The organism is Streptomyces sp. NPDC037242 (assembly GCF_055604165.1).
The window spans coordinates 108,416-124,985 of sequence record NZ_JBVJUY010000013.1 but is presented as its reverse complement, the minus strand read 5'-3'; the positions used below and the strand labels follow the sequence as shown (position 1 = coordinate 124,985).

Annotated in this window: 15 protein-coding genes; 5 read left to right on the top strand and 10 right to left on the bottom strand. The window is 68.7% G+C overall.

What is annotated here, in order from left to right:
- Positions 1–162 precede the first annotated feature (162 nt).
- The 4 genes from qcrB to ctaE all read right to left on the bottom strand — a co-directional run bounded on the left by qcrB (position 163) and on the right by ctaE (position 4,347).
- On the bottom strand, positions 163–1,788 hold the full coding sequence (gene qcrB / locus ACZ7GJ_RS17785; RefSeq protein WP_470752672.1) for a cytochrome bc1 complex cytochrome b subunit: 1,626 nt from the start codon (positions 1,786–1,788) through the stop codon (positions 163–165).
- Positions 1,785–2,843 carry a cytochrome bc1 complex Rieske iron-sulfur subunit gene (gene qcrA, locus ACZ7GJ_RS17780; RefSeq protein ID WP_470752670.1) on the bottom strand — a complete coding sequence of 353 codons (1,059 nt, stop codon included), beginning with the start codon at positions 2,841–2,843 and terminating at the stop codon, positions 1,785–1,787. The genes qcrB and qcrA overlap by 4 nt, the downstream gene beginning before the upstream one ends.
- Entirely contained in the window at positions 2,840–3,649 is an 810-nt protein-coding gene (qcrC, locus tag ACZ7GJ_RS17775; RefSeq protein ID WP_470752668.1) for a cytochrome bc1 complex diheme cytochrome c subunit, read from the bottom strand. Before qcrC ends, qcrA begins: the two co-directional genes overlap by 4 nt.
- Positions 3,650–3,726: 77 nt before the next feature.
- Complete coding sequence (gene ctaE / locus ACZ7GJ_RS17770) at positions 3,727–4,347, bottom strand: aa3-type cytochrome oxidase subunit III (RefSeq protein WP_365917303.1); 621 nt, start codon at positions 4,345–4,347, stop codon at positions 3,727–3,729.
- 221 nt (positions 4,348–4,568) lie between these two features.
- On the opposite strand from ctaE, the gene ACZ7GJ_RS17765 reads away from it, so the two are divergent.
- A complete protein-coding gene (locus ACZ7GJ_RS17765; RefSeq protein ID WP_365917302.1) occupies positions 4,569–4,973 on the top strand; it encodes a hypothetical protein in 405 nt (134 codons plus the stop codon).
- A gap of 176 nt (positions 4,974–5,149) precedes the next feature.
- Here ACZ7GJ_RS17765 and ACZ7GJ_RS17760 read toward each other — a convergent pair whose 3' ends face one another.
- The 4 genes from ACZ7GJ_RS17760 to ctaC all read right to left on the bottom strand — a co-directional run bounded on the left by ACZ7GJ_RS17760 (position 5,150) and on the right by ctaC (position 9,628).
- Positions 5,150–6,394, bottom strand: a complete 1,245-nt coding sequence (locus ACZ7GJ_RS17760; RefSeq protein ID WP_470752659.1) for a L,D-transpeptidase — start codon at positions 6,392–6,394, stop codon at positions 5,150–5,152.
- A 137-nt stretch (positions 6,395–6,531) separates the two neighbouring features.
- Positions 6,532–6,930, bottom strand: coding sequence for a cytochrome c oxidase subunit 4 (locus tag ACZ7GJ_RS17755; RefSeq protein ID WP_470752655.1), 399 nt, complete (start codon positions 6,928–6,930; stop codon positions 6,532–6,534).
- Positions 6,927–8,657, bottom strand: coding sequence for an aa3-type cytochrome oxidase subunit I (gene ctaD / locus ACZ7GJ_RS17750; RefSeq protein WP_365917299.1), 1,731 nt, complete (start codon positions 8,655–8,657; stop codon positions 6,927–6,929). Before ctaD ends, ACZ7GJ_RS17755 begins: the two co-directional genes overlap by 4 nt.
- Positions 8,654–9,628: an aa3-type cytochrome oxidase subunit II gene (gene ctaC, locus ACZ7GJ_RS17745; RefSeq protein ID WP_470752647.1), complete on the bottom strand. Its 975-nt coding sequence runs from the start codon at positions 9,626–9,628 to the stop codon at positions 8,654–8,656. The genes ctaD and ctaC overlap by 4 nt, the downstream gene beginning before the upstream one ends.
- A 338-nt stretch (positions 9,629–9,966) precedes the next feature.
- Between ctaC and ACZ7GJ_RS17740 the strand changes: the two genes are divergently transcribed.
- Positions 9,967–11,346, top strand: coding sequence for an aminotransferase class V-fold PLP-dependent enzyme (locus ACZ7GJ_RS17740; protein WP_470752643.1), 1,380 nt, complete (start codon positions 9,967–9,969; stop codon positions 11,344–11,346).
- Positions 11,347–11,416: 70 nt separating this feature from the next.
- On the opposite strand, the gene ACZ7GJ_RS17735 is transcribed toward ACZ7GJ_RS17740, so the two are convergent.
- Complete coding sequence (locus tag ACZ7GJ_RS17735) at positions 11,417–12,394, bottom strand: carbohydrate kinase family protein (RefSeq protein ID WP_470752641.1); 978 nt, start codon at positions 12,392–12,394, stop codon at positions 11,417–11,419.
- A 133-nt stretch (positions 12,395–12,527) separates the two neighbouring features.
- Here ACZ7GJ_RS17735 and ACZ7GJ_RS17730 point away from each other — a divergent pair, with 133 nt between their 5' ends.
- Both ACZ7GJ_RS17730 and ACZ7GJ_RS17725 read left to right on the top strand, forming a co-directional pair.
- Entirely contained in the window at positions 12,528–12,743 is a 216-nt protein-coding gene (locus tag ACZ7GJ_RS17730) for a hypothetical protein (protein ID WP_365917295.1), read from the top strand.
- A 95-nt stretch (positions 12,744–12,838) separates the two neighbouring features.
- Positions 12,839–14,329: a hypothetical protein gene (locus ACZ7GJ_RS17725; RefSeq protein ID WP_470752640.1), complete on the top strand. Its 1,491-nt coding sequence runs from the start codon at positions 12,839–12,841 to the stop codon at positions 14,327–14,329.
- A 95-nt stretch (positions 14,330–14,424) separates the two neighbouring features.
- On the opposite strand, the gene erpA is transcribed toward ACZ7GJ_RS17725, so the two are convergent.
- Complete coding sequence (gene erpA / locus ACZ7GJ_RS17720; protein ID WP_214949940.1) at positions 14,425–14,781, bottom strand: iron-sulfur cluster insertion protein ErpA; 357 nt, start codon at positions 14,779–14,781, stop codon at positions 14,425–14,427.
- A gap of 322 nt (positions 14,782–15,103) precedes the next feature.
- Between erpA and nadA the strand changes: the two genes are divergently transcribed.
- Positions 15,104–16,291 (top strand): quinolinate synthase NadA, encoded by a 1,188-nt coding sequence (gene nadA, locus ACZ7GJ_RS17715; protein ID WP_327735092.1) that lies wholly within the window; start codon positions 15,104–15,106, stop codon positions 16,289–16,291.
- Positions 16,292–16,570 lie beyond the last annotated feature (279 nt).

The window sequence follows — 16,570 nt, the reverse complement described above, 5'->3', positions numbered from 1 at the left end:
GCCGCCCCCGTGCTAGCCGCCCGCGTCGATAGGGAAGGGTCTCAGCCTATCCAGCGCAGGTGAACGGCAAAGAGCCCCGTCCAATGATTGGACGGGGCTCTCGCCGTGGCGACACCAGGACTGACCTAAATCAGTCCCTCATGCGGTCAAGCCGTGCGGGGATCAGTGGTGGCCGTGGCCGCTCTGGATCTCCTTGTACTCCTCCACCGTGGGCTTCGGAATCTGGTTGTCCTCGCCGAAGTAGCCCTTGCTCAGCTTCGCGCGGAGCTTCTCGGTGAGCTTCACCTTGCGCTCGACACCGTTCTCGTCGACCGTCGGGCCGATCTCGACCGGCTTGTACTGCTCGTACGAGGTGAGCGTGTGCAGCTTGCCCTGCGAGAGCGGCTCGTGGATCTCGACGAACTCACCGTGCGGCAGGCGCTTGATGATGCCGGTCTCGCGACCGTGCAGCACCTTGTCCCGGTCCCGGCGCTGGAGGCCGAGGCAGATCCGCTTGGTGACGATGAACGCGATGACCGGAAGGACGAAGAATCCGATCCGGGCGAACCAGGTGATCGATTCGATCGACATGTGGAAGTACTGCGCGAACATGTCGTTTCCACCGGCGATCAGCAGAACGACGTACCACGTCAGCCAGGCCACACCGAAGCCGGTCCGGGTCGGGACGTTGCGCGGGCGGTCCAGGATGTGGTGCTCGCGCTTGTCCCCGGTGACCCAGGACTCGATGAACGGGTAGACCGCGATGGCGACCAGGACCAGCGGGAAGATGATCAGCGGGACGAACACACCCAGGACGAGGGTGTGGCCCCACAGGTTGATCTCCCAGCCCGGCATGGCACGGATGAGGCCCTCGGAGAAGCCCATGTACCAGTCGGGCTGCGCACCGGTGGACACGTGGTCCGGGCGGTACGGGCCGAGCGCCCAGATCGGGTTGATCGACGCGATGGCCGAGATGGCCGCGATGACACCGAAGACCAGGAAGAAGAAGCCTCCGGCCTTGGCCATGTAGACCGGCAGCAGCGGCATGCCGACGACGTTCTTCTCGGTCTTGCCGGGACCCGCGTACTGGGTGTGCTTGTGGTACACGACGAGGATCAGGTGGGCCACGATCAGGCCCATCATGATGCCCGGCAGCAGCAGGATGTGCACCGAGTAGAAGCGCGCGACGAAGTCGCCGCCCGGGAACTCGCCGCCGAAGAGGAAGAACGACAGGTACGTGCCGACGACCGGCACGGACAGGACCGCGCCCTCCATGAAGCGGACACCGGTGCCCGAGAGCAGGTCGTCCGGCAGGGAGTAACCGGTGAAACCGGTGAACATGCCGAGGACCAGCAGCAGGAAGCCGAAGATCCAGTTGACCTCGCGCGGCTTGCGGAACGCACCCGTGAAGAACACGCGCATCATGTGCACGAGCATCGCGGCGACGAAGATCAGCGCCGACCAGTGGTGGATCTGCCGGATGAGCAGACCGCCGCGGACGTCGAAGCTGATGTCGAGCGTCGAGGCGAAGGCCTCGGACATCGTGACGCCCTGCATCGGGACGTACGAGCCGTGGTACACGACCTCGTTCATGCTCGGGTGGAAGAACAGCGTCAGGTACACACCCGTGAGGATGAGGATCGTGAAGCTGTAGAGGCAGATCTCACCCAGCATGAAGGACCAGTGGTCCGGGAAGATCTTGCGCATGTTCGCCTTGGCGAGGGTGTAGATGCCCAGGCGGCCGTCCGCCCAGTCAGCTACCCGCTCGCCGGCAGGCGCTTTGCGTTCAGTGTCAGTGGCAGTGCTCATCCGCGCTCCCAGAAAGCAGGGCCGACGGGCTCTTCGAAGTCGCCGAGCGCCTCGAGGAAGCCTTCGTCATTGACGCCGATCCGCAGCTGCGGAAGCGCGTGACCAGCCGGGCCGAAGATGACTCGGGCGCCGTCGGAGAGGTCGAAGGTGGACTGGTGGCACGGGCAGAGCACGTGGTGCGTCTGCTGCTCGTACAGGCTGATCGGGCAGCCGACGTGGGTGCAGATCTTGGAGTAGGCCACGATGCCCTCGTGGGACCACTCCAGCTCCTGCTTGTCCTTGATGTCCTCCGGCTTGATCCGGACGATCATCAGGGCGGCCTTGGCGATCTGGACCTGGAAGTCGTGCTGGTGCTCTTCCAGGCCTTCCGGCATGGCGAAGGTCAGCGAACCGACGATGACGTCCTCGGGACGCAGCGGCTCCATCGTGTTCTGGTTGATGAGCAGCTTGCCCTTGGCCCAGATGGTCTTGCGGAGCTTGTCCTCGGGCAGCGGGCCCAGGTCGCGCAGGATCACGACGGCGGACAGCGGCAGCAGGGCCAGCGCGCCGAGCATCGTGTTGCGCAGCAGGGGACGACGGGCGATGGCGGACTCGTCCGTGCCATCGGCGAAGTCCTGCATGACCTTGGCCCGGACGTCGGCCGGAGCCGCGATCTCGTGGCGCTCGTCGGCGATCTCCTCGTCGGACATCAGGGTGCGGGCCCAGTGGACCGCGCCCGCGCCGATGCAGAAGAGGGCCGCGCCCAGGGTGATGCCCAGGGCGAAGTTGAGCGCGCTCACCTTCCCGATCGGGAAGATGTAGACGATCTTGTCGACCGGGATGCTCACGTAGGAGGCGATGAAGCCGATCGTGGCCAGCATCGACAGCGTGAACAGCATCGCGACCGTGCGCTCGGAACGCTTGGCCGCCCGCTCGTCGATGTCCTGGATGCGAGGCTTGTGGACCGGCAGGCCCGGGTCGGCGAACGGGTCGTCCGCGACCGCTACACCACCGTGGTGCGCGTCGCCCTGCTCGCTCGGCAGGTGCTTCTCTTCGGGAATGTCTTGGCTACTCATGACTTCTTGGCCTTAGCGGTGTGGGCCGCGACCCAGACGGCGACAGCGATCAACGCACCCAGACCGAAGATCCAGCCGAACAGACCCTCGGAGACGGGGCCGAGGCCACCGAGCTTGAGGCCACCGGGGCTGGTCGACTTCTCGCCGTTCACGGTCTGGAGGTACGCGATGATGTCCTTCTTCTGCTTCTCCGGCATGGTGCTGTCCGGGAAGGAGGGCATGTTCTGCGGGCCGGTGAGCATGGCCTCGTAGATGTGCTTCGGCTCGACGCCCTCGAGGTTGGGGGCGTACTTGCCGTTCGTCAGCGCGCCGCCCTCACCAGTGAAGTTGTGGCACTGCGCGCAGTTGTTGCGGAACAGCTCACCACCCTTGGCGATGTCGGCACCCGCCGGGTCGTACTGCTTCTCGGTCGGCGTGATGGGGCCGGCGCCGAGGGAGGCGATGTACGCGGCGAGCTGGTCGATCTGCGCCTGGGTGTAGATGTTGCGCTTCTTCGGCACCTGGGCGCCGGGCTGCTGGGCCGGCATGCGGCCCGTGCTCACCTGGAAGTCGACGGCCGCGGAGCCGACGCCGACCAGGCTCGGGCCGTCAGAGGAACCCTGACCGCCGGTTCCGTGGCAGCTTGCGCAGCCCACGGCGTAGAGCTTCTTGCCCTCCTCGATGGCGAGGGACTGGGCGGTTTCATCGGCCTGCGCCTTGCCCGCGGGGGCGAAGGCGGCGTAAAGCCCCCCAGTGGCCGCCAGCGCGAGGAGTAGAACGACGACCGCCGCCAGCGGATGGCGTCGTCGTGAGGAGAGCTTTTTCACGGATTACCCCGGTGTCAGGATCTTCTGCGTCGGTGTGTCTGGACGGAGTGCCGGGTCGGGCCCGGCAAACGGGTTCGCTACTTGATCAGGTAGATCGTCGCGAAGAGGCCGATCCAGACGACATCGACGAAGTGCCAGTAGTAGGACACGACGATGGCCGACGTGGCCTGTTCGTGGGTGAACCTCTTGGCCGCGTACGTCCGGCCGAGGACCAGCAGGAAGGCGATGAGACCGCCCGTCACGTGCAGACCGTGGAAGCCGGTGGTCAGGTAGAACACCGAGCCGTACGGATCGGACGAGAGGCTCATGCCCTCGTGCTTGACCAGCTCGGTGTACTCGAACACCTGGCCGCCAATGAAGATCGCACCCATGACGAACGTGATGATGAACCACGTCCTGAGCTTCTTCACGTCACCGCGCTCGGCTGCGAATACGCCGAGCTGGCAGGTGAGCGAGGAGAGCACCAGGATCGTCGTGTTCGTCGCCGAGAAGGGCAGATTCAGGAAGGAAGCCTGTTCTGACCAGTACTCGGCACCCATCACGGATCGCAGGGTGAAGTACATCGCGAAGAGGGCCGCGAAGAACATCAGCTCGGAACTCAACCAGATGATGGTTCCGACGCTGACGAGGTTCGGCCGGTTGACCGTCGGGTGCGCGTGCCCGGTATCTACTGTCGTTGCTGTCGCCACGACCGACATTATGTCGGTCGCTTATCCCGCCCTCACCCCGGGGGGTGCCGTTCGGAGTGTCAGGGGCGTGTGCAAGGCCCGAACGGCCCATCAGATCGCCCTCCGGGAGCGGCTGGGAACTCTGCGGGAAGTCTGCGGGCGAGGCTGTCCGAACCGATGTTGACACGGGGTCGGACGGAGTAGCATCCCGCGCATCATCAGCGTTTTTCGCGGATACGTGGAGGAACGAAATGCGGGCGACTGCGCGGGTTCTGGTCTACAGCGACGACGCGGGCACCCGGGAGCAGGTACGACTGGCGGCCGGGCGCAGGCCGGCCGCGGACCTGCCGCCCGTGGAGTTCCTGGAGTGCGCCACGCTGCCGGCTGTCCTGACGGAACTGGATGCGGGCGGGATCGACGTCTGCGTGCTGGACGGCGAGGCGGCCCCGGCCGGGGGCATGGGCGTGGCGCGGCAGATCAAGGACGAGGTCTTCAACTGCCCGCCGGTGCTGCTCCTCATGGGGCGGCCCCAGGACGCCTGGCTGGCCACGTGGAGCCGTGCGGACGCCGCCGTCACCCTTCCGGTGGATCCTGTGGAGTTCGCGGCCGCCCTGGCGGGTCTGCTGCGCGCCCGGCTGTCCTCCTCGGCCGCGTAGGGGTATCTGGCGGACGTCCGCGGCGTCACGGACACCCGCCAGACGCCCCCTGGCCGCTCTGCCTGCGCGCGGCGGCGCGCGGGAGCCCGTAATGGACTCCCGCGCGCCGGTGGGCGGTCGTACGGGCCTCCGCGGCCCGGGCCGGGGTCTGCCCGGCCCTCGCGGCCGCCAGGGGCTCAGACCTGCGGGCGCAGGCGCGCCTGGTCGATGGGGCTGCGGCCCTCCTGGGTGCCCTTGAGGAGGGCGCTGCCCTCGCGCCAGTCCTTCCAGTCGACGTTCCAGTCGCCGTAGCCGTTGCCGAAGTTGTCCATGTCGTCGCCGATGCTGTTGATCACTCTGACGATGTCGCCCTCGGTGATGTTCTCGTAGAACCAGGCGGCGTTGCCGGTGCTCATGCCGGTGCAGCCGTGGCTGACGTTCTCGTAGCCGTGGGAGCCGATGGACCACGGTGCGGCGTGGACGTATTCACCACTCCAGGTGACACGGGTCGCGTAGTAGACGGGCAGGTTGTAGTACTCGCTGCCGCCGATGCCGACCGTGTCGCCGCGCATCTGGACGTAGTACTGCTTGCCGAGCACGACCTTGACGCCGTTGCGGGTGGAGAAGCCCGGCTTTCCAGTGGTCACCGGGATGGTGTTGATCACTTCTCCGTTGCGCCTGAAGGTGAGGTAGTGCGAGGAGGCGTCGGTGGTGACCTCGACGCGGTCGCCGATCTCCAGCTTGAGCGGCTTTGCAGCGGCTCCGTGGAGGTCGTCGCCGATTTTGATGCCCTCCAGGTTGCTCCGTACGGAGACCTCGGTGTTGGCGGGCCAGTAGTCCTTGGGCCGGTAGTGGAGCGTCTTGTCGTCCACCCAGTACCAGGCGCCCTCGACTCCGGGCGGGGCGGTGACGATCAGGCCCCGCTCGATGACGGCTCGGGCCGCTTTGTCCTTCACCGGCTCGTTGAGTTCGGCCGTGAGGGGCTGTCCGACGCCGTATTTGCCCTCGTCGGGGCCGAATTCGACCTTGAGGACCTTCTTGGCCGGGGTGGTGTCGAAAGTCAGCGTGCGCTGCCCTGGGGCGCCCCGCTGGTCCTCCGTGCCCACGACGACCGTGTAGCGGACGCCCGCGGCCATCGGGACGGTGCTGTGCCAGCGGTCGCCCGCTGCCGACAGCTCGCCGGCCAGGCGGCGGCCGTGGCTGTCCACGGCGCTGACGTCGGTGATCCGGCCGTCGCCGCTCTTGGCGGTCACTTCCAGGGGTTTGTCGGGGTCGACGGGGCGGCTGCCGGAGGCCTGGTTGAAGGCGACTTGATCGCCCGCGTCGTACGGGCGGGCAGACAGCGGGTTGTCGCCGGACCCGCATGCGGTGGCGCCGGCCCCGAGGGACGCGACCAGCAGGGAGCAGCTGAGTACCGTCCAAAGACGCGGTGAGTGCTTCATGGAGCCAACGCTATGAAGATATGACAATTACGGCGCGCGGGATGACTGCAAACGAGGGGCCCGGACCCCTCTGTCCGAGGTGTCCGGGCCCCAAGTGCCTGGCGGCGCCGCCGCTCAAGGCGCGGCGCGTGGTGCGGCTACTGGTTCTGGTTCTCGCCGCGGTAGTACTCGTACACCCAGCCCCACAGGCCGATCAGGATGACCGGAGCCGAGAAGTACATCAGCCACCATCCGAAGACGACGCCCATGAAGGCGAGCGCGCCACCGATGGCCAGCGAGAGCGGCTGCCAGCTGTGCGGGGCGAAGAACCCCAGCTCGCCCGCCTCGTCGGCGACGTCGGCCTCCTTGTTGTCCTGGGCCATCTCGTCCACGCGCTTGGCCGTGAAGGCCAGGTAGTAGCCGATCATGACGCTCAGGCCGAAGGCCAGGAAGAGCGCGGTGGTGCCTACGGGCTCCTTCGACCACACGCCGTACACGACGGCCATGATCAGGATGAAGAAGGAGAGCCAGAGGAACATCTTGCCCTGGATCTTCACTTGCCGGCCTCCTTGCCACCGGTGACTGCCTTGGTGGCCACGCTGTGGTCCTCAAGGTGGTCGAGGGCCGCGATCTCCGGGTGGTGCAGGTCGAACGCCGGGGATTCGGAACGGATCCGCGGCAGGGTGAGGAAGTTGTGCCGCGGCGGCGGGCAGGAAGTCGCCCACTCCAGCGAACGGCCGTAGCCCCACGGGTCGTCGACCTCGATCTTCTTGCCGTACTTCGCCGTCTTCCAGACGTTGTACATGAAGGGCAGCATCGACAGGCCCAGCAGGAACGAGCTGATCGTCGAGATCGTGTTCAGCAGGGTGAAGCCGTCGGCCGCGAGGTAGTCCGCGTAACGACGCGGCATGCCCTCGGCGCCCAGCCAGTGCTGCACCAGGAACGTGCCGTGGAAGCCCACGAACAGCGTCCAGAAGGTGATCTTGCCGAGGCGCTCGTCCAGCATCTTGCCCGTGAACTTCGGCCACCAGAAGTGGAAGCCGGAGAACATCGCGAAGACCACGGTGCCGAAGATGACGTAGTGGAAGTGCGCGACGACGAAGTACGAGTCGGAGACGTGGAAGTCCATCGGGGGCGAGGCCAGGATGACGCCGGTCAGGCCACCGAAGGTGAAGGTGACCAGGAAGCCGACGGCCCAGAGCATCGGGGTCTCGAAGGACAGCGAGCCCTTCCACATGGTGCCGATCCAGTTGAAGAACTTCACACCGGTCGGTACCGCGATCAGGAAGGTCATGAAGGAGAAGAACGGCAGCAGCACACCGCCGGTGACGTACATGTGGTGGGCCCACACGGTCACCGAGAGACCGGCGATCGAGATCGTCGCCGCGATCAGACCGATGTAACCGAACATCGGCTTGCGGGAGAAGACCGGGATGACCTCGGAAATGATTCCGAAGAACGGCAGCGCGATGATGTACACCTCTGGGTGTCCGAAGAACCAGAAGAGGTGTTGCCACAGCAAGGCGCCGCCGTTGGCCGAGTCGAACACATGCGCACCGAACTTGCGGTCGGCCTCCAGCGCGAACAGCGCGGCGGCCAGCACCGGGAAGGCGAGCAGGACCAGGACACCGGTCAGCAGCACGTTCCAGGTGAAGATCGGCATGCGGAACATCGTCATGCCGGGGGCGCGCATGCAGATGATCGTGGTGATGAAGTTGACCGAACCGAGGATCGTGCCGAAGCCGGAGAAGGCCAGACCCATGATCCACATGTCGGCGCCGATGCCCGGCGAGCGGACGGCGTCCGACAGCGGGGAGTAGGCGAACCAGCCGAAGTCGGCGGCACCCGAGGGGGTGACGAAGCCGGCCACCGCGATGGTCGAGCCGAAGAGGTACAGCCAGTACGCGAACATGTTCAGCCGCGGGAACGCCACGTCGGGCGCGCCGATCTGCAGCGGCATGATCCAGTTCGCGAAGCCGGCGAACAGCGGGGTGGCGAACATCAGCAGCATGATCGTGCCATGCATGGTGAAGGCCTGGTTGAACTGTTCGTTCGACATGATCTGCGTGCCCGGACGGGCCAGCTCGGCGCGCATGAACAGCGCCATGATCCCGCCGATGATGAAGAACACGAACGATGTGACCAGGTACATCGTGCCGATGGTCTTGTGGTCGGTCGTGGTAAGCCACTTCACGACCACGTTGCCCGGCTGCTTGCGCCGCACCGGCAGCTCGTTCTCATACGAGTCGGCGGCGGCACCCTGGGATTCGTTGAGGATGCTCACAGTTTGTTCACTTCCGCATTCCGGGCCGGTTCGGTCTGCTTGATGCCGGCCGGGAGGTAGCCGGTCTGCCCCTTCGCGGCCAGCTCCTTGAGGTGCGCGCGGTACTCCTCCGGCGAGACGACCTTCACGTTGAAGAGCATCCGGGAGTGGTCCACGCCGCACAGCTCGGCGCACTTGCCCATGAAGACGCCTTCTTCGGACGGTGTGACCTCGAAGACGTTGGTGTGGCCCGGGATGACGTCCTGCTTGAACAGGAAGGGGACCACCCAGAAGGAGTGGATGACGTCGTTGGACGACAGGATGAAGCGGACCTTCTCGCCCTTGGGCAGGTAGAGGGTCGGTCCGGGCCAGCCCTTCTCCTCGTTCCGGTCACTGGGGACGCCCTTGGTGTAGACGCCTTCGGCGCCCTTGGGGAAGTCCTTGGTGTAACGGTCCGGGATGGCGGCGAGCTCCTTGGGAACCTCGCTGCCCTTGGGGCTGGCCATGTCCCCGTCGACGTTCTCGATGTAGTTGAAGCCCCAGCTCCACTGGTAGCCGACCACGTTGATCGTGTGTGCCGGCTTGTCGGAGAGGGCGAGCAGCTTCGACTCGTCACGCGCGGTGAAGTAGAAGAGCACCGAGACGATGATGAGCGGGACCACGGTGTACAGCGCCTCGATGGGCATGTTGTACCGGGTCTGCGGGGGAACCTCGACCTTGGTCCGGCTGCGCCGGTGGAAGATGACGCTCCACATGATCAGGCCCCACACGAGGATGCCGGTGATCAGAGCGGCGGCCCACGACCCCTGCCACAGGGAGAGGATGCGAGGCGCCTCCTCCGTGACCGGGCGGGGCAATCCGAGGCGGGGGAAACTTTCCCAGTTGTACGAGCAACCAGTGGCGGTCGCCAGGACCACGCCCGCAGTCAGCGCCTGCAGCAGCTTCCGCCGCATCGGGCGCCGCGGCGAGCGGTCGGAGCCGTAGGGACTCACGTAGCGCCTTCCCGAGAGTCTCGGCCCGCGCGGCCGGCCGCGGCCGCATTCGGGTCGGTCGCCGGCCCTGACGCAGGCAGGGGTTTGGATGTTTATGCGGACCAAACCCTACTGGACGCTATTTGGGGTCGCGCGGGGAGGGTGCCCAACGCGCCGCTACTGCCCCCGAAGGGATGGATCCGCCGTACGGGGGACGGCCCCGGCACCCCCGAATGGCGGGCTCCGGAACACATCTGACGGCGCCTGACCTCGGGCGGACCGGGATGCGGAGCCGCCCGCCCGCCGACCGCCGCCCCTCAAGGGCGTACTGCGCGCGGCTCCTGCCCTACGGTGACCGGATGCCGTACTTCGACACCGCGTCCGCCGCCCCCCTGCACCCCGTGGCCCGGCAGGCGTTGCAGGCCTCGCTCGACGAGGGCTGGGCCGACCCGGCCCGGCTGTACCGGGAGGGGCGCCGGGCCCGGCTGCTGTTGGACGCGGCGCGGGAGGCCGCGGCGGAGGCGGTCGGGTGCCGCCCCGACGAGCTCGTGTTCACCCCTTCGGGGACGCACGCGGTTCACACCGGCATCGCGGGGGTCCTCGCCGGACGACGGCGTGTCGGCGGGCATCTGGTCGTATCGGCCGTCGAGCACAGTTCCGTTCTGCATGCGGCGGAGCTCCACCAAGCGGGTGGCGGGACCGTCACCGAGGTCGGCGTGGACCGCCTCGGCGCGGTCTCGGCCTCCGGGTACGCGCAGGCGGTGGGCCCCGCCACGGCGCTGGCCTGCCTCCAGTCGGCCAATCACGAGGTGGGCACCGTCCAGCCGGTGGCGGAGGTGGCCGAGGCCTGCGCGGCGGCCGGCGTGCCGTTGCTCGTGGACGCGGCGCAATCGCTGGGCTGGGGCCCGGTGGAGGGGGCGTGGTCGGCGCTGGCCGCCAGTGCGCACAAGTGGGGCGGACCGGCGGGGGTCGGCCTGCTGGCGGTGCGCAAGGGCGTCCGCTTCTCCCCCCAAGGCCCCGCCGATGAAAGGGAGTCGGGCCGCTCCCCCGGTTTCGTCAACCTCCCGGCGGTCGTCGCGGCGGCGGCCTCGCTGCGTGCGGTGCGGGCCGAGGCGGACGCGGAGGCGGCGCGGCTGCGGGTCCTGGTCGACCGGCTCCGGCGGCGGGTGGCGCGGCTGGTCCCGGACGTCGAGGTGGTGGGCGACCCGGACCGGCGGCTGCCGCACCTGGTCACCTTCTCCTGTCTCTACGTGGACGGGGAGACCCTGCTGCACGAGCTGGACCGGGCGGGCTACTCGGTCTCCTCCGGATCCTCCTGCACCAGCTCGACCCTGACGCCGTCGCACGTGCTGCGGGCGATGGGCGTGCTGTCTGAGGGGAACGTACGGGTGTCCCTGCCGGCCGGGACGACCGCGGCGGAGGTCAACGGGTTCCTGGAGGTGCTGCCGGGTGCGGTGGCCGGGGTGCGGGAGCAGTTGGGCGTCACGGAGCCGTCTGAGGTGGCGCCGGTGGCCGACGACCTGGAGCTGGACGCGCTCGGGCTGCGCTGTCCGCAGCCGGTGATCGAGCTGGCCCGCGCGATCGGGCAGGTGCCGGTCGGCGGTACCGTCACCGTCCTGTCGGACGACGAGGTGGCCCGGCTGGACATCCCCGCCTGGTGCGCGATGCGGGGCCACGCCTACCTCGGTGAGGTCCCCCGCTCGACGGGCTCGGCGTACACGGTCCGCCGCCTGCGCTGACCGCGCGGGCGGCCCCCCTGGGGATCCGCCCCGAACGCCGGCGGCCCCGCCGGCGTTCGGGCTGCGGCGGTCAGGCCGCGAGGTGGGAGCGGACCTCGGCCGCGGCGGCTTCGCCGTAGGCCTTCGTGAAGCGCTCCATGAAGTGCGCACGGGCCAGGGTGTACTCCTGCGTGCCCAGGGTCTCGATGACCAGCGTCGCCAGCATGCAGCCCAGCTGCGCGGAGCGCTCCAGGCCGACGCCCCAGCCCAGCCCGGTCAGGAAGCCCGCGCGGAACGCGTCGCCGACGCCCGTCGGGTCGACCTTCGCCATCTCGTCGGGGCAGCCGACCAGCAGCGGCTCCTCGCCGACCCGCTCGATGCGCACGCCCTGCGAGCCCAGCGTGGTGACCCGGGTGCCGACCTTGGCGAGGATCTCCTCGTCGGTCCAGCCGGACTTCGACTCGATGAGGCCCTTCTCGTACTCGTTGGAGAAGAGGTACGTCGCACCCTCCATCAGGGTGCGGATGTTCTCGCCGTCCATCCGGGCGATCTGCTGCGAGAAGTCCGCGGCGAAGGGGATCCCGCGCGTGCGGCACTCCTCCGTGTGGCGGAGCATCGCCTCGGGGTCGTCGGCACCGATGAGGACGAGGTCCAGCCCGCCCACCCGGTCGGCGACGGCCTTCAGCTCGATCTGCCGGGCCTCGCTCATCGCGCCGGTGTAGAAGGAGCCGATCTGGTTGTGGTCGGCGTCCGTGGTGCAGACGAACCGCGCGGTGTGCAGCACCTCGGAGATCCGGACGGACTCGGTGTCGACCCCGTGCCGGTCCAGCCAGGCGCGGTACTCGTCGAAGTCGGAGCCGGCCGCGCCGACCAGGATCGGGCGGGTGCCGAGCTGCCCCATGCCGAAGCAGATGTTCGGGCCGACCCCGCCCCGCCGTACGTCGAGGTTGTCGACGAGGAAGGAGAGCGAGACCGTGTGCAGCTGGTCCGCGACCAGCTGGTCGGCGAAGCGGCCCGGGAAGGTCATGAGGTGGTCGGTGGCGATGGAGCCGGTGACTGCGATGCGCACGGGGTGGATGCTCCTGCGGAGGGGGCTGGGGGGGACATTCAAAACTACCCGGTCGTCGGCCCGTGGCCGACCTGCCGAAACTACCCCGTAGTAGCTCTTTCTTACCGCAGCGTGGCGTGCCTAACGTGCCCCCATGACCTACACCGATGGCTTCGGGTACGCCGACAACGCCGCCGACGCGCGGCCCGGCTTCGCACGGCTCCTGGGCGACTGCGCCAGGATGGCCCCGCACTGGGCAGTCCCGGCGGACCCCCGTCCGGACCGGGTGGCGCCCTCGCAGATCCACGGGATCAGCGTCCCGCCGGCCTCGGCCCGCCTGATCGCCTCCACCGCCGAGTACGGCGACTAGACAGGGCGAACGGGCACCGCGGAACCGGATCGGCGTCTGTTCCGTCACACCGGCACCACGAAGACGTGGGCCGGGACGGGAAAAGGAGCGATGCGGTGACCAGCGAACAGCCCGACACCGACACACCCGACACATCACGCGCCACGCGGCGGCGGCCCGCCTGGGCCGTCGGCTCGATCGCCGCCGCCGTCCTGCTCGCAGGCGGCGGCACCGCGTACTGGGCGTCGACCGCCTACGGCGACGGCTCGTCGGGCGGTAGTCGTACGGGTGACAGCGCGGCCTCCGCGCCCCGCGTCGCCACCGGCCCGTCGGGCCCGGGCATCGCCCCCGGCGAGCCGGACCCCTCCGGCGGCCCGGTCACGTACAAGGCGGAGATCACGCTTCCGGAGGGCCCGGCCACCGCGCCCTCCTTCACGGCGGGCGGCGAGGTGGGCGCCGCCGAGGTGGCCCGGCTCGCGACGGCCCTCGGCATCTCCGGCGCCCCGCGGCTCACCGGCGACCTCTGGCAGGCCGGGGAGACCGCGGACGGCTCGGGCCCCCGGCTGACGGTGACCCGTACCGCGCCCGGCACCTGGAGCTTCTCCCGCTTCCAGGGGAACGGCGGCAACGACAACGGCGCCGGGGACAACTGCGTGCGCGGCAAGGACACCTGCGGCCCGGCCACCCTCCCCCAGAGCGACCAGGGAGCTCAGGGCAACCCGGGCAGCGCGAGCGGCGCGGGCAAGAGCGGCGAGCCGGTGACCGAGGAGGCCGCCAAGACCGCCGCGGCGCCCGTGCTCGCGGCGGCCGGCCAGAGCGGCGCCAAGCTGGACGCACACCTCACCCAGGGCTCGCTCCGCGTGGTCAGCGCCGACCCGGTGATCGGCGGGCTGCCCACGCAGGGCTGGTCCACCAGGGTCAGCGTCGGCGCGGACTCCCAGGTGGTGGCGGGCAGCGGCGAGCTGAAGGCCCCGGTACGGGCCGCCGAGCAGCCGGTGGTGGGCGCCGTCGAGGCACTGGCCCGGCTGAACGCGGCTTCGTCGGGGTCCGACGGGACGGGCCCCGGCCCGAGCGGCTGCGCGACCACCGTCCCGGTGTCCCCGGACAGCCCGGTCGGAGCAACGGACACGCTGCCGTGCAACCCGGAGCCGCGTCCGATGAAGCCCCCGCGGACCGAGACGGTACGGGCGGCCGTGCTCGGGCTGGTCCCCGGGACGGTCGACGGGACGCGGGGCCTGGTCCCGGCGTGGCTGTTCGAGGTGGCGGGCAAGAACGGCGGGCCCGGCCGCACGGTGACCCAGCCCGCGGCGGCCGGGGAGAGCGGCCCGACGCCCTCGAAGGGACGTACCGTGCCCGGATTCTCCTATGCCGAGGCCGACCGGAAGCTGACGGTGACGTTCTGGGGCGGCGTGTGCAGCACGTACGCGCTGGAGGCCCGCGAGGAGGCCGGATCCGTCATGGTCAAGATCACGGACACGCCGAACAAGCCGGACCAGGCCTGCATCATGCTCGCGCAGGAGATGTCGCTGACCGCCACGCTCCGGGAGCCGCTCGGCGACCGGAAGGTGATCGACGCGACGACGGGCAAGGCGCTGCCCCGGCAGTAGCAGCCGCCCGGCGCCACGCCCGCCGGCATCCGCACATGCGCGAGGGGGCCACCGGTCGAATCCGACCGGTGGCCCCCTCGCGTGGTCCTACAGGCTTAGCTGAAGGAGTCGCCGCAGGCGCAGGAGCCCGTGGCGTTGGGGTTGTCGATGGTGAAGCCCTGCTTCTCGATGGTGTCGACGAAGTCGATCGAGGCACCGTGGAGGTACGGGGAGCTCATGCGGTCCGTGACGACCTTGACGCCGTCGAAGTCCTTCACGACATCGCCGTCGAGGGAACGCTCGTCGAAGAAGAGCTGGTAGCGCAGGCCGGAGCAACCGCCGGGCTGGACGGCGACGCGCAGCGCCAGGTCCTCGCGGCCTTCCTGCTCCAGCAGGGTCCTGACCTTCTCGGCGGCGGCGTCGGACAGGAGGATGCCGTCGCTCACAGTGGTCTTTTCGTCCTGTACGGACATCTGCATTCACTCCCGAAGTGGGCGGCTCCCCGCGCGGGGGCAGGGAAACGTCGGACTCTTGCCGTCGGTGGCAACGAGCGGGACCGCGGATTCATTCCGGGACCCGACGCTTGTTTCAGATATTCATGCTCGCACACCCTCGCGGACCGGTGGTCCCGCGGACGAGCGGCTCGTGCGGCGCTAGGGCGCGCGGGCGAATTCGTCACATGGACACTATCGGCATCGTCAAAGTGACGTGAAGCAGCTATGATAGATAGCGTCAAATAGACGAGAAGTCGACGCGATGTCTCTCCCAGAAGTCCCTTGTCGCAGAACAGAAAGGGTGCGTGTCGTGACCACCGCCCAGCCTTTGGACGTCCAGCCGACGCCCCTTGCCCTGCTGCTGCTCGGCCGTGAGGCCGACCCCAAGAGCGAGCGCGGGGTGGAGTGCCCCGGCGACCTGCCCTCGCCGTCGGACCCGAACCTCGTGGCGCGCGCCCGCGCGGCCAAGGAGAAGCTCGGGGACAAGGTCTTCATCCTCGGCCACCACTACCAGCGCGACGAGGTCATCGAGTTCGCCGACGTCACCGGTGACTCGTTCAAGCTGGCCAAGGACGCGGCCGCCAAGCCGGAGGCCGAGTACATCGTCTTCTGCGGCGTGCACTTCATGGCCGAGTCCGCGGACATCCTGACCTCCGACGACCAGAAGGTCGTCCTGCCCGACCTCGCGGCCGGCTGCTCGATGGCCGACATGGCCACCGCCGAGCAGGTCGCCGAGTGCTGGGACGTGCTGACGGACGCCGGCATCGCCGGTACGACGGTCCCCGTCTCGTACATGAACTCCTCCGCCGACATCAAGGCCTTCACGGGCAAGCACGGCGGCACGATCTGCACCTCGTCCAACGCGAAGAAGGCCCTGGAGTGGGCCTTCGAGCAGGGCGAGAAGATCCTGTTCCTCCCGGACCAGCACCTGGGCCGCAACACCGCCGTCCGCGACATGGGCATGTCCCTGGACGACTGCGTGCTCTACAACCCGCACAAGCCGAACGGCGGCCTGACCGTCGAGCAGTTGCGGAACGCCAAGATGATCCTGTGGCGCGGGCACTGCTCGGTGCACGGGCGCTTCTCGGTCGACTCGGTCAACGACGTGCGCGCCCGGATCCCCGGTGTGAACGTCCTCGTCCACCCCGAGTGCAAGCACGAGGTCGTGGCGGCCGCGGACTACGTCGGCTCGACGGAGTACATCATCAAGGCGCTGGAGGCGGCCCCGGCCGGTTCCAAGTGGGCCATCGGCACCGAGCTGAACCTCGTCCGCCGCCTGGCGAATCGATTCGCCGCCGAGGACAAGGAAGTCGTCTTCCTCGACAAGACTGTCTGCTTCTGCTCGACGATGAACCGCATCGACCTCCCGCACCTCGTGTGGACCCTGGAATCGCTGGCCGAGGGCAACCTCGTCAACCAGATCCAGGTCGACAAGGAGACCGAGAGCTTCGCGAAGCTCGCGCTGGAGCGGATGCTCGCCCTGCCGTAGCGGTCGTACGCGGGCACCCGGCCACACGGGTACACACGCGCCTAGGGGGTGTCTGGCGGGTGTCCGTGGGGAAGGAGCGGCGTCCGGTGCGTGCTCTCGGCGTGCCGACCGGAAGCCCGCGTACTGGACGTACTCGGGCTTTCGGTCGGTGCGGCGAGAGCGCGTGCCGGGCGTCGCGACGCCACGGACACCCGTCAGACACCCCCTAGGGGGGGGGGGGGGGGGGGGGGGGGAGACTTCGCTTCTTCTTTGGGTGGGGAGGGGAGCAGGATGGCTTCC

Excerpts from the sequence above, each read along its gene's own strand:
- ACZ7GJ_RS17730 (WP_365917295.1), top strand. The coding sequence starts at position 12,528 with ATGACCTACACCGATGGCTTCGGGTACGCCGACAACGCCGCCGACGCG.
- ACZ7GJ_RS17765 (WP_365917302.1), top strand. The coding sequence starts at position 4,569 with ATGCGGGCGACTGCGCGGGTTCTGGTCTACAGCGACGACGCGGGCACC.
- ACZ7GJ_RS17760 (WP_470752659.1), bottom strand. The coding sequence starts at position 6,394 with ATGAAGCACTCACCGCGTCTTTGGACGGTACTCAGCTGCTCCCTGCTG.
- ctaE (WP_365917303.1), bottom strand. The coding sequence starts at position 4,347 with ATGTCGGTCGTGGCGACAGCAACGACAGTAGATACCGGGCACGCGCAC.
- qcrB (WP_470752672.1), bottom strand. The coding sequence starts at position 1,788 with ATGAGCACTGCCACTGACACTGAACGCAAAGCGCCTGCCGGCGAGCGG.
- erpA (WP_214949940.1), bottom strand. The coding sequence starts at position 14,781 with ATGTCCGTACAGGACGAAAAGACCACTGTGAGCGACGGCATCCTCCTG.
- qcrA (WP_470752670.1), bottom strand. The coding sequence starts at position 2,843 with ATGAGTAGCCAAGACATTCCCGAAGAGAAGCACCTGCCGAGCGAGCAG.
- ACZ7GJ_RS17740 (WP_470752643.1), top strand. The coding sequence starts at position 9,967 with ATGCCGTACTTCGACACCGCGTCCGCCGCCCCCCTGCACCCCGTGGCC.